At 70.4% G+C, this 12,212-nt stretch carries 12 protein-coding genes; all 12 read right to left on the reverse strand.

The window, feature by feature from the left end:
• Positions 1-9 precede the first annotated feature (9 nt).
• The 12 genes from nuoK to AC3ANM_RS08415 all read right to left on the reverse strand — a co-directional run bounded on the left by nuoK (position 10) and on the right by AC3ANM_RS08415 (position 12,149).
• On the reverse strand, positions 10-309 hold the full coding sequence (gene nuoK / locus AC3ANM_RS08360; RefSeq protein WP_488287664.1) for an NADH-quinone oxidoreductase subunit NuoK: 300 nt from the start codon (positions 307-309) through the stop codon (positions 10-12).
• The gene (locus AC3ANM_RS08365; protein WP_488287665.1) at positions 306-1,073 is read right to left on the reverse strand and encodes an NADH-quinone oxidoreductase subunit J; all 768 of its coding nucleotides are present in this window, start codon (positions 1,071-1,073) and stop codon (positions 306-308) included. The genes nuoK and AC3ANM_RS08365 overlap by 4 nt, the downstream gene beginning before the upstream one ends.
• Positions 1,070-1,690 carry an NADH-quinone oxidoreductase subunit NuoI gene (nuoI, locus tag AC3ANM_RS08370; protein WP_488287666.1) on the reverse strand — a complete coding sequence of 207 codons (621 nt, stop codon included), beginning with the start codon at positions 1,688-1,690 and terminating at the stop codon, positions 1,070-1,072. The genes AC3ANM_RS08365 and nuoI overlap by 4 nt, the downstream gene beginning before the upstream one ends.
• Positions 1,683-3,050: an NADH-quinone oxidoreductase subunit NuoH gene (nuoH, locus tag AC3ANM_RS08375; protein ID WP_488287667.1), complete on the reverse strand. Its 1,368-nt coding sequence runs from the start codon at positions 3,048-3,050 to the stop codon at positions 1,683-1,685. The genes nuoI and nuoH overlap by 8 nt, the downstream gene beginning before the upstream one ends.
• On the reverse strand, positions 3,047-5,485 hold the full coding sequence (locus AC3ANM_RS08380; protein WP_488287668.1) for an NADH-quinone oxidoreductase subunit G: 2,439 nt from the start codon (positions 5,483-5,485) through the stop codon (positions 3,047-3,049). The genes nuoH and AC3ANM_RS08380 overlap by 4 nt, the downstream gene beginning before the upstream one ends.
• Positions 5,482-6,792, reverse strand: a complete 1,311-nt coding sequence (gene nuoF / locus AC3ANM_RS08385; RefSeq protein WP_488287669.1) for an NADH-quinone oxidoreductase subunit NuoF — start codon at positions 6,790-6,792, stop codon at positions 5,482-5,484. Before nuoF ends, AC3ANM_RS08380 begins: the two co-directional genes overlap by 4 nt.
• Positions 6,789-7,661 (reverse strand): NADH-quinone oxidoreductase subunit NuoE, encoded by an 873-nt coding sequence (gene nuoE / locus AC3ANM_RS08390; protein WP_488287670.1) that lies wholly within the window; start codon positions 7,659-7,661, stop codon positions 6,789-6,791. Before nuoE ends, nuoF begins: the two co-directional genes overlap by 4 nt.
• A complete protein-coding gene (locus AC3ANM_RS08395) occupies positions 7,658-9,019 on the reverse strand; it encodes an NADH-quinone oxidoreductase subunit D (RefSeq protein ID WP_488287671.1) in 1,362 nt (453 codons plus the stop codon). The genes nuoE and AC3ANM_RS08395 overlap by 4 nt, the downstream gene beginning before the upstream one ends.
• Positions 9,019-9,780, reverse strand: a complete 762-nt coding sequence (locus tag AC3ANM_RS08400) for an NADH-quinone oxidoreductase subunit C (RefSeq protein WP_488287672.1) — start codon at positions 9,778-9,780, stop codon at positions 9,019-9,021. The genes AC3ANM_RS08395 and AC3ANM_RS08400 overlap by 1 nt, the downstream gene beginning before the upstream one ends.
• Positions 9,777-10,331, reverse strand: a complete 555-nt coding sequence (locus tag AC3ANM_RS08405; RefSeq protein WP_488287673.1) for a NuoB/complex I 20 kDa subunit family protein — start codon at positions 10,329-10,331, stop codon at positions 9,777-9,779. The genes AC3ANM_RS08400 and AC3ANM_RS08405 overlap by 4 nt, the downstream gene beginning before the upstream one ends.
• On the reverse strand, positions 10,331-10,693 hold the full coding sequence (locus AC3ANM_RS08410; RefSeq protein ID WP_488287674.1) for an NADH-quinone oxidoreductase subunit A: 363 nt from the start codon (positions 10,691-10,693) through the stop codon (positions 10,331-10,333). Before AC3ANM_RS08410 ends, AC3ANM_RS08405 begins: the two co-directional genes overlap by 1 nt.
• Positions 10,694-10,829: 136 nt before the next feature.
• On the reverse strand, positions 10,830-12,149 hold the full coding sequence (locus tag AC3ANM_RS08415; protein ID WP_488287675.1) for a geranylgeranyl reductase family protein: 1,320 nt from the start codon (positions 12,147-12,149) through the stop codon (positions 10,830-10,832).
• Between the last annotated feature and the right edge of the window lie 63 nt (positions 12,150-12,212).

Genomic DNA, 12,212 nt, shown 5'->3' on the forward strand with positions numbered 1-12,212 from the left:
GTGCGCTCCTTACAGCTTCAGCAGGTTGGCGTCGTCGACCGAGGCCGAGCGTCGGGCACGGAAGATGGCCATGATGATCGCCAGGCCGACGACCACCTCGGCCGCCGCCACGACCATCACGAAGAGCGCGACGACCTGGCCGTCGAGCGTCCCGTGCATGCGGGCGAACGTCACGAACGCGAGGTTGGTCGCGTTGAGCATGAGCTCGACGCCCATGAAGATGACGATGGAGTTGCGGCGCACGAGCACCGCCGCGGCGCCGATCGCGAACAGGATGGTCGCCAGGTAGATGTAGTTGACCAGGCTCATCGGGCCCGACCCTCCTCGATCTCTCGCTCGATGGCCTGCTCGGCCTCCTCGTAGCGCTCCGGGGTGAGGACCTGCTCGCGCGCGGTGAGCACGCGCGATACGGACAGCTCGCTCGGGGTGCCGTCCGGCAGGAGGGCGGGCGTGTCGACCGCGTTGTGCCGGGCGTAGACGCCCGGGGCGGGCAGGCCGGCGAGGTTCCGGCCCTCACGGAACCGGCGCTCGGACCACTCGCGCTGGGTGAGCTTCTCGGTGAGCCGCTCGCGGTGCGCGAGGACCATGGCGCCGAGCGCGGCGGTGATCAGCAGGGCGCTGGTGACCTCGAAGACCCACACGTAGGGGCCGAAGATCAGGTTGGCCATCCCCGTGACGTTGCCGTTGGCGTTGGCCCGGTCCAGCCCCGCCGGTGCGCCGAAGGCCACCTGGCCGATGCTGCTGGCCAGCAGGCCGCCGAGGCCCAGCGCGAGCAGCATCGCCACCCACTTCTGGCCCTTGATCGTCTCGACCAGGGAGTCTGCCGAGTCGACGCCGACGAGCATCAGCACGAACAGGAACAGCATCATGACCGCGCCGGTGTAGACGAAGATCTGCACGATGCCGAGGAAGTCGGCGTTCTCGGCGATGTAGAAGACCCCGAGGTTGATCATCACCAGGGCCATCGCCAGCGCCGCGTGGACCGCCTTCTTGGCGAACAGCAGGCCCAGCGCCCCGATCACGCTGATCGGGCCGAGGACCCAGAAGAGGAACGCCTCACCGCCGCTGGTCATCGGGTGACACCGCCTTCCTCGGCCGCGACCTCGTCGCGGGTGGTGTGGAGCTCGACCCACTGCTTCTGGGACGGCGTGGCCGTGGCGACCTTGCCTTGGTAGTAGTCGCGCTCCTCCAGGCCCTCGACCATCGGGTGGGGCGGCTGGAGCATGCCCTCCTGGAGCGGGGCGAGCAGCTGCTGCTTCTCGAAGATGAGCTTGCCGCGGGAGTCGTCGGCCAACTCGTAGAAGTTGGTCATCGTCAGCGCGCGGGTCGGGCAGGCCTCGATGCACAGGCCGCAGAAGATGCAGCGCAGGTAGTTGATCTGGTAGACGCGGCCGTAGCGCTCACCGGGCGAGAACCGCTCGTCCTCGGTGTTGTCCGCGCCCTCGACGTAGATGGCGTCCGCGGGGCACGCCCACGCGCACAGCTCGCAGCCGACGCACTTCTCCAGGCCGTCCGGGTGGCGGTTGAGCTGGTGCCGGCCGTGGTAGCGCGGCTGGGTCGGCCGCTTCTCCTCGGGGTACTCCTCGGTCTCCAGCTTGCGGAACATCGTGGCGAAGGTGACGCCGAATCCGCCGACGGGTGCGAAGAGCTCGGAGAGAAACCCCGGCTTCTTGTCCGTCTTGTCAGCCACGGTTGGCCTCCGGGTTGGTCGTGGACGTGGGGGCGGCCGTCGCGGCCACCTGCAGGCTGGGCTCGCGCAGTCGCTGACCGGGCAGCGGCGGCACCGGGTAGCCGCCCGCGAACGGGTCGATCTCCTCCGGCACCTCGACCACCGACGCGCGCTCCCGCTCGGCGCGGCGACCGTCCCACACCCAGGCGGCGGCCAGGGCCACCACCGCGATGACGCCGACCACGATCAGGGTGGCGGTGCGGGTGTTGCCGCCGAAGAACTCCAGCTGGGCGCCGCGGATGAAGGCCACGGCAACGACCCAGGCCAGGGTCACCGGGATGAGGAACTTCCAGCCGAACCGCATGAACTGGTCGTAGCGCACGCGGGGCAACGAGCCACGCAGCCAGACGAAGAAGAACATGAACAGCCAGAGCTTGACGACGAACCAGAGCAGGCCCCACCAGCCGTGGTTGAACATGCCGTCGTTGATGGCGGCGATGCCGGGAGGCGCCTGCCAGCCGCCGAGGAACATCGTCGTGGCCAGGGCCGAGACGGTGAACATGTTGACGTACTCGCCCAGGAAGAACATCGCGAACTTCAGCGAGGAGTACTCGGTGTGGAAGCCACCGGTGAGCTCACCCTCGCCCTCGGCGAGGTCGAACGGCAGGCGGTTGGTCTCGCCGACCATCGTGATGACGTAGACCCCGAAGGAGAAGAACGCCGGGATGATGAACCACAGGCTCTTCTGCGAGGCCACGATCTGCGAGGTCGACATCGACCCGGAGTACATGAACACCGCCACCAGCGACAGGCCCATGGCGATCTCGTAGGAGATGACCTGGGCGGTGGAGCGCAGGCCACCGAGCAGCGGGTAGGTCGAGCCGGAGGACCAGCCGGCCAGGACGATGCCGTAGACGCCGACGCCGGCCACAGCGAGCACGAGCAGCACCGCGACGGGGATGTCGGTCAGCTGCAGCGGCGTCCGGTGGCCGAACATGCTCACGGTCGGTCCCAGCGGGATGATCGCGAAGGACACGAACGCCATCGCGCCGGCGATGACCGGGGCGAGGATGAAGACCGCCTTGTCGGCGTTCTTGGGGGTCAGGTCCTCCTTCAGCGCCAGCTTCACCCCGTCGGCCAGGGTCTGCAGCAGGCCGAAGGGGCCCGTGCGGTTGGGGCCGGGACGCTGCTGCATGCGGCCGATCACGCGACGCTCGAACCAGATGACGAGCAGCGTGTTGACCAGCAGGAAGACGAAGACGAGCAGCGCCTTGACCAGCGACAGCCACCACGGGGTGTCGCTGAAGTCCGCGACCGGCTGGTCGAGGGTCGGGACGAGGGACGTCATGCCCGTCGTCGCGAACGCGCCGGCGAGGCTCATGCGGCACCACCCTTGGTCAGCGTGACGACGGCACCGGCGTCGACGCCCAGCGTCGAGCGGACGGCACAGCCGCGGGAGTTGGTCGGCAGCCAGACCACGTGGTCGGCCATGTCGGTGATCACCGCGGGGACGGTGATGGTGCCGCTCGAGGTCGACACGGTGAGCGGCTCTCCGTCGACGACCCCGACGACACCCGCCGTGGTCGCCGACACCCGCGCGACCGCGGCCGGCGCGGTGCCGGCGAGGAACGGCTCGCCGTCCTGCAACCGGCCCTCGTCGAGCAGGTGGTGCCACGTGGCCAGGACGGCCTGCCCGCCATCGGTCCACGGCACCTCGGCCGGGGCGACGGTCGGGGCAGCGGCGCGAGGGCCGCTCCACGGGCCGAGCCGCTCCATGTCGGATCGGGCCGCGGCCAGGGTCCGGACGTCGAGGAGCTCGCCGAGCTCGTCGCCCAGCAGGTCCAGCACCCGGTGGTCGCTCATCGCGTTGGTGTCCAGGGCCGCCTCGAACGGGCGGACCCGGCCCTCCCAGTCGACGAACACACCGGCCTTCTCGGCGTGCGGAGCCACCGGCAGGACGACGTCCGCGCGCTCGGTCACGGCGCTCTCGCGCACCTCGAGGGAGACGACGAAAGCGCGGGCCAGGGCGTCCAGCGCCTCGGAGGCCTGCGGCAGGTCCGCCGGGTCGACGCCACCGACCACCAGTCCGGAGAGGTTGCCGGCGAGGACCGCCGACAGCATCCCGGTGGTGTCGCGGCCGACGGCCTCGGGCAGGCCGACGACCCCCCAGGCCTCGCCGACCTCGGCGCGGGCGGCGCTGTCGGTGACCGGCCGGCCACCCGGGAGCAGGTTGGGCAGGGCGCCGGCCTCGAGCGCCCCGCGCTCACCGGCGCGACGCGGCACCCAGGCCAGGCGGGACCCGGTGGTGCGGGCCAGCGCGGCGGCGGCGGACAGGGCACCGGGCACGGAGGCCAGACGCTCGCCCACCAGCAGCACGGCACCGTCGGCGGACAGTGCCTTGGCGGTCTCGACGACCTCGATCCGCTCCTCGGCCAGCGCGGTCAGGACCTCGGCCTCGGTGCCGGGGGCCGCGGGGATCAGCGTGCCGCCGAGCTTGGCCAGGCCCCGGGTCGCGAACGGTGCCACGGAGAAGACGCGGGTCTTGTGCTTGCGGAACGCCTTGCGCAGCCGCAGGAAGACCATCGGCGACTCGTCCTCGGGCTCGAAGCCCACGAGGACCACGGTCGGCGCGGTCTCCAGGTCGGCGTAGGTGACCGCTCCCCCACCCGGACCGGTCGCGACGACGTGGTGGGCGAGGAACTCCGCCTCCTCCGCCGAGTGCGGGCGGGACCGGAAGTCGATGTCGTTGGTCTGCATCGCGATCCGGGCGAACTTGCTGTAGGCGTAGGCGTCCTCGCCGCTGACCCGGCCGCCGACGAGCACGCCGACGCCCTTGGCGGCGCGGGCCGCCTCCAGGCCACGGGCGGCGACGTCGAGCGCCTCCGGCCACGACGCGACGCGCAGGTTGCCGTCCTCGTCACGCACCAGCGGCTCGGTGATGCGGTCGGCCTGGGTGGCGTAGGTGAACGCCCACCGTCCCTTGTCGCAGTTCCACTCCTCGTTGACCGCCGGGTCGTTGACCGCCATGCGGCGAAGGACCGTGCCACGACGGTGGTCGGTGCGGGTGGCGCAGCCGCTGGCGCAGTGCTCGCAGACGCTGGGCGTGGAGACGAGGTCGAAGGGGCGCGACCGGAAGCGGTAGGCCGCGCCGGTCAGGGCGCCCACCGGGCAGATCTGCACGGTGTTGCCGGAGAAGTAGGACTCGAACGGCTTCTCCTGGTAGATGCCGATCTGCTGGAGCGCACCGCGCTCGACCAGCGCGATGAACGGGTCACCGGCCACCTGGTCGGAGAAGCGGGTGCACCGGGCGCACAGGACGCACCGCTCACGGTCGAGCAGCACCTGCGAGGAGATGTTGATCGGCTTGGGGTAGGTGCGCTTGACGTCCTCGAAGCGGCTGCGGGCGCGGCCGTTGGACAGCGCCTGGTTCTGCAGGGGGCACTCGCCGCCCTTGTCGCAGACCGGGCAGTCCAGCGGGTGGTTGATCAGGAGAAGCTCCATCACGCCCTGCTGCGCCTTGTCGGCGACCTTGGACGTGTGCTGGGTCTTGACCTCCATGCCCTCGCTGACCGTCATGGTGCAGGAGGCCTGCGGCTTGGGCATCGGGCGCAGCGAGCCGTCCGGACCGGGCATCGCCACGTCCACGAGGCACTGGCGGCAGGCGCCGACCGGCTCCAGCAACGGGTGGTCGCAGAACCGCGGGATCTGCACGCCCATCTGCTCCGCGGCGCGGATGACCAAGGTGTTCTTCGGGACGCTGACGGGCACCCCGTCGATGGTCAGGTTGACCAGGTCCGTGCTCGTGGTCGCAGTCATGCGGACACGGTCTCCTTCGCGAAGAGCGTCGAGGCCTTCCGGTCGAACGGGCAGCCACCGTGCTCGAGGTGGGCGAGGTACTCCTCGCGGAAGTGCTGGATGCTGCTGGTGATCGGGCTCGTGGCACCGTCACCGAGCGCGCAGAACGACCGGCCGAGGATGTTGTCGCAGATGTCGAGCAGCTTCTCGAGGTCCTCCTCGCTGCCCTCGCCGTGCTCCAGGCGGGCGAGGATCTGCTTGAGCCACCACGTGCCCTCCCGGCACGGGGTGCACTTGCCGCAGGACTCGTGCGCATAGAAGTCGGTCCACCGCTCGACGGCGCGGACCACGCAGGTGGTCTCGTCGAAGATCTGCAGGGCTCGCGTGCCGAGCATCGACCCGGCCGCCGCGACGGACTCGAAGTCCAGCGGCGTGTCCAGGTGCGCCTCGGTGAACAGCGGCGTCGAGGAGCCACCGGGGGTCCAGAACTTCAGCTTCTTTCCGCCGCGCATGCCGCCGGCCATCTCGAGCAGCTCGCGCAGCGTGATGCCGAGCGGCGCTTCGTACTGGCCGGGGTTGGTCACGTGCCCGGAGAGGCTGAAGATGCCGAAGCCCGTGGACTTCTCGGTGCCCATGTCGGAGAACCACTCGGCCCCGCGCAGCAGGATCGGCGGCACCGAGGCGATCGACTCGACGTTGTTGACGACGGTCGGCCGCGCATACAGGCCGGCGACGGCCGGGAACGGCGGCTTCAGTCGCGGTTGGCCGCGACGGCCCTCGAGGGAGTCCAGCAGCGCCGTCTCCTCGCCGCAGATGTAGGCGCCGGCGCCGGCGTGGACCGTGACGTCGAGGTCGAAGCCGGTGCCCATGATGTTCTTGCCGAGGTAGCCCGCGGCATACGCCTCCTCGACCGCGCGCAGCAGGCGACGGTAGACGTGGACGACCTCACCGCGCACGTAGATGAAGGCGTGGTTGCAGCCGATCGCGTAGGACGTGATCGCGACGCCCTCGATGAGGAACTGCGGCGCCGCCATCATCAGCGGGATGTCCTTGCAGGTGCCCGGCTCGGACTCGTCGGCGTTGACGACGAGGTAGCGCGGACCGCCGTCCGGCGGGGGCAGGAAGCCCCACTTCATGCCGGTCGGGAAGCCCGCGCCGCCACGCCCGCGCAGGCCGGAGTCCTTGGTCATCTGCACGAGGTCGGCCTGGGACATGCCCAGGGCCTTCTTCAGGGCCTTCCAGCCGTCGTGCTTCTCGTAGGTCGCCAGGGTCCACGACTGCGGGTCGTCCCAGAACGTCGTCAGGATCGGCGTCAGCTGCGTGCTCACTTCTCCGCCTTCCCCGCCTCGTCGCCCTCGTCGAAGAGGGTCGCCGGCTCGTCCGCCTTGCTGGTGGGCACCTCACCGGGCGCGTTGGCCGGGGTGTCCGTGGAGGTATGCCGTCCGGCCGCCGTCTGCGCCGAGCTGGCCGAGGTCTGCGCCTGGCTGCCGTCACCCGGCGCGGCCCAGCCGCGCTCGCGCGCGACCTGCAGGCCGCGCAGGGAGGCCGGGCCGGCCCCGATGCCCTCGTCGGCGAGGCCGTCGTGGAAGCCGGCGAGCACCCGGGAGACCTGCTTGAAGCTGCAGACGCTCGCGGGGCCGCGGGTCGGCCTGACCTCACGGCCGGCGCGCAGGTCGTCGACCAGTGCCTTGGTGGAGTCCGGGGTCTGGTTGTCGAAGAACTCCCAGTTGGCCATGACCACCGGGGCGTAGTCGCAGGCGGCGTTGCACTCGACCCGCTCCAGCGTGATCTTGCCGTCGGGGGTGGTCTCGTCGTGGCCGATGCCGAGGTGCTCGCTGACCTCGTCCCAGATCTGGTCGCCGCCCATGATCGCGCAGAGCGTGTTGGTGCAGACCCCGACGGTGTACTCGCCGTTGGGGTGGCGCTTGTACTGGGTGTAGAAGGTCGCGACGCCGCTGACCTCGGCCGTGGTCAGCTCCAGGACCTCGGCGCAGAACTCGATGCCGCGGGTGGAGACGTAACCGTCCACCGACTGCACGAGGTGCAGCAGCGGCAGCAGCGCCGAGCGCTTCACCGGGTAGCGCCCGATGACCTCCTGCGCGTCACGGTGCAGGCCGGCGAGGACGTCGTCCGCCCACGGCTCGGCCACCGGCGCCGGCACGGCGCCGTAGTTCGGGTTGCTCGTGGTGCCGCTCAACGGTCCACGCCTCCCATCACGGGGTCGATCGACGCGACGGCGACGATGACGTCGGCGACCTGGCTGCCTTCGCACATCGCGGCCGTGGCCTGCAGGTTGTTGAACGACGGGTCGCGGAAGTGCGCGCGGTAGGGGCGGGTGCCGCCGTCGGAGACGACGTGGCAGCCGAGCTCGCCCTTGGGGGACTCGACCGCGACATAGGCCTGCCCCGGCGGGACGCGGAAGCCCTCGGTCACCAGCTTGAAGTGGTGGATGAGGGACTCCATCGAGCTGCCCATGATCTCGCGGATGTGGTCCAGGCTGTTGCCCATGCCGTCGCCGCCGATGGCCAGCTGGGCCGGCCACGCGATCTTCTTGTCCTGCACCATGACCGGGCCGGGCGTGACCTGGAGCCGGTCGACGGCCTGCTCGGCGATCTTCAGCGACTCGTACATCTCGTCGATGCGGATCCGCAAGCGGCCGTAGGCGTCGCAGCTGTCGCGGGTGATGACCTCGAAGTCGTAGGTCTCGTAGCCGCAGTAGGGGTCCAGCTTGCGCAGGTCGTGCGGCAGGCCGGCCGAGCGCAGCACCGGGCCGGTGATGCCGAGGGCCATGCAGCCGGTCAGGTCGAGGTAGCCGACGTCGACGGTGCGGCCCTTGAGGACGGGGTTCTCGTTGAGCAGCAGCTCGAGCTCGCCGAGGCCCTTGCGGATCGCGGGGATGGCGTCGCGGATCTTGTCGATCGCGCCCGGGGGCAGGTCCTGGGCCACGCCGCCGGGGCGGATGTAGGCGTTGTTCATGCGCAGGCCGGTGACCATCTCGAAGATGGACAGGATCCGCTCGCGCTCGCGGAAGCCGACGGTCATGACGGTGGTGGCGCCCATCTCCATGCCACCGGTGGCCAGGGCCACGAGGTGGGAGGAGACCCGGTTGAGCTCCATCATCAGGACGCGGATGATGCTGGCCCGCTCGGGGATCTGGTCGGTGATGCCGAGCAGCTTCTCCACCGCGAGGCAGTAGGCCGCCTCGTTGAACAGCGGCGTGAGGTAGTCCATGCGGGTGCAGAAGGTCACACCCTGGGTCCAGTTGCGGAACTCCATGTTCTTCTCGATGCCCGTGTGCAGGTAGCCGATGCCGGCCCGCGTCTCGGTGACGGTCTCACCGTCGAGCTCGAGGATGAGCCGGAGCACGCCGTGGGTGGACGGGTGCTGCGGGCCCATGTTGACGACGATGCGCTCCTCGTGGAGCGCCGAGGCCTCGTCGACGATGGTGTCCCAGTCGCCGCCGGAGGCGTTGAAGACGCGCGCGCCCTCGGCGTCGGCCTCGTCGGCCACACCCGTCGCGTAGACGTCGCCTGCATGCATCTGGTCGGTGCTCATCAGTTGTAGGACCTCCGCTGGTCCGGCGGCGGGATGGTGGCGCCCTTGTACTCGACGGGGATGCCGCCGAGCGGGTAGTCCTTGCGCTGCGGGTGGCCGGGCCAGTCGTCCGGCATGAGGATCCGGGTCAGCGCGGGGTGACCGTCGAAGACGATGCCGAACATGTCCCACGTCTCGCGCTCGTGCCAGTCGTTGGCCGGGTAGACCGGCACGACCGAGGGGATGTGCCGGTCGTCGTCGGGGCAGGTGACCTCGACGCGGACGCGGCGCCCACCGTGGGTGATCGAGAGCAGGTGGTAGACGGCGTGCAGCTCGCGGCCGGTCTCGTGCGGGTAGTGCACGCCCGAGACGCCGGTGCAGATCTCGAACCGCAGCGCGGGGTCGTCGCGCAGCACCCGGGCCACGGCCAGCAGGTGCTCCCGGGCCACGAAGAGCGTCAGCTCGCCGCGGTCGACGATGATCTTCTCGATGGCACGGCTGAAGCCCCCGGCCCCCTCGAGCGCCCGCTCCAGGTGGTCGGCCACCTCGTCGAAGTAGCGGCCGTAGGGCCGCTGCGCCGGTGCCGGGAAGAGCACCGGGGCGACCAGCCCGCCATACCCGCTGGTGTCCCCGCTGCCCGAGGCACCGAACATGCCGTGCCGCACCGAGACGACCTCGGGGGTGCCCGGGGCGGTGGGCAGGTTGTCGCGCTCGGCCTCCGTGGCCGCGCCGCCGGTCTCCTGCGCCTTGTCGGCCGGGACCTTCTGCTCCTCGGAGCTCATGCGAGCAGCCCCTTCATCTGGTGCGTCGGCGTCGCCGTGAGCGCGGCCTCCTCGGCGGCGCGGGCGGCCTTGACGCGGTTGACGCCCAGCGGCGCGTTCTGGATCTGCTCGTGCAGCGTGATGATCGCGTTGAGCAGCATCTCCGGCCGCGGCGGGCAGCCGGGCAGGTAGACGTCGACGGGCACGATGTGGTCGACACCCTGGACGATGGCGTAGTTGTTGAACATGCCGCCGCTGCTGGCACAGACACCCATCGCGATGACCCACTTGGGCTCGGGCATCTGGTCGTAGACCTGGCGCACGACGGGGGCCATCTTCTGGCTGACCCGGCCGGCCACGATCATCAGGTCGGCCTGGCGCGGCGTCGCCGAGAAGCGCTCCATGCCGAAGCGCGCGATGTCGTAGTCGGGCGTGCCGACGGCCATCATCTCGATGGCGCAGCAGGCCAGGCCGAACGTCGCGGGCCACACCGAGCTCTTGCGCATGTAGCCGGCCAGCTGCTCGACCGTGGTGAGCAGGAAGCCCGCGGGGAGCTTCTCCTCGATACCCATCAGTCCCACTCCAATCCGCCGCGACGCCACACGTAGGCGTAGGCGACGAAGACCGTGATGATGAACAGCACCATCTCCACCAGCGCGAAGAGGCCGAGCTTGTTGAAGGCCACCGCGAACGGGTAGAGGAAGACGCCCTCGATGTCGAAGACGATGAAGAGCATCGCCGTCAGGAAGTACTTGACCGGCACCTTGCCGCGGCCGCTCGCATGGGGGCTGGGCTCGATGCCGCACTCGTAGGCGTCGAGCTTGGCGCGGTTGTAGCGCTTGGGTCCGGCGAGGGAGCCGGCGACGACCGAGAACACGGCGAAGCCGCCGCCGATCGCGGCCAGGAACAGCAGTGGGACGTAGGGGTTGGTCATCCCGACACGCTCCCCTTTCGGTGGGACGTAGTGCTCACGGCAGTCTGTCGGGAGTCGGCGGTGTTGGCGAGGCCAAATCGCCGCGTCCGCAGGAATCCCGGCCCAAACGCGTCGATGCGAGACGCGAGAACGGTGTTCATGCCGCCGGTGCCATCTTCGACAGGGCGTTGATCAGGTGGTCGCCCGCCGAACCGCCGTGCGGCTCGGCGAGGTTGGCCATGACCTTGAGCAGGAACTTCATGAGGGTCTTGCGCGGCAGGCCGTACTTCGTGGCCAGGCGCATGACCTCCGGGTTGCCGATCGCATGGGCGAACCAGCGGCCCAGCGTGAAGTAGCCGCCGAGCTCGTCCTTCATCACCGTGGCATAGGTGGCGAGGACGCGCTCCCGCCCGGCGTCGGTCGGGCGGGCCAGCGCCTGGGCGATGAGCTCGGCCCCCACGCGTGCGGCCTCGAGGGCGTAGTCGATGCCCTCGCCGTTGAACGGGTTGACCATGCCGCCGGCGTCGCCGACGAGCAGCAACCCGTCGGCGTAGAGCGGGCTGCGGTTGAAGCCCATGGGCAGCGCAGCGCCCCGGATCGGTCCGGCGGACTCGTCGTGCTCGAGGTGCCAGTCGGCGTCGATGTCCTCGACCCAGCGCCGCATGACGTCCTTGTAGTCGGTCTTCTGGAAGGCCGAGGTGGTGTCGAGCGTGCCGAGGCCGACGTTGGTGCGGCCGTCCTCGAGCGGGAAGAGCCAGCCGTAGCCCGGCATGAGGATCCGGTTGCCGGAGTCGTCACGCGTCCACAGCTCGAGGTGGGACTCGAGGTAGTCGTCGCGGCGCGGGGTGCGGTAGTAGGCGCGCACGGCCACGCCCATCACGCGGTCCTCGCGCTTGGGGCGACCGACCGCGGTGGCGAGGCGGCTCGAGACGCCGTCGCTGGCAATGACGACGGGGGCGCGGTAGGTGACGGGGTCACCGGCGGACCGGCCGCGCTCGTCCACCCTCTTGGCGGTGACGCCGACGACCCGGCCGGCGGCGTCACGGACGGGTCCGGTGACGCTGGTGTGCTCCTCGAGCCGGGCGCCGCGGGACTGGGCGTAGCGGGCGAGGGCCTCGTCGAGCTGGGCGCGGGTGCGGACCATGCCGTAGGAGGGGAAGGCGTCGGTCTCGGGCCAGTCGAGCTGCAGCGTGTGGCCGCCACCCTTGATGCGCAGGCCCTTGGTGCGCTGCCAGCCGCTCGTGTCGACGCCGAGGGAGATGAGCTCCTTGGTGGCGCGCGGGGTGAGGCCGTCGCCGCAGATCTTGTCGCGGGGGAACGCGGACTTCTCCAGGAGCAGGACGTCGAGGCCGGCCATGGCGAGGTAGGCAGCGGTGGCAGAACCCCCGGGCCCGGCACCGACGACGATCACGTCGGCGGTCTCGGTGGTGCCCCCGGGCACACCACCGTCCCGGATGTCGCTGCTGCTCGTGCTCACGGCTGTCTCACCATGCCCATCGCTCGCGCGCTTGTGAAGTTCTTCACTAATTTGTGCGGCACT

Source organism: Oryzihumus sp. JJN4-3R (assembly GCF_057747915.1).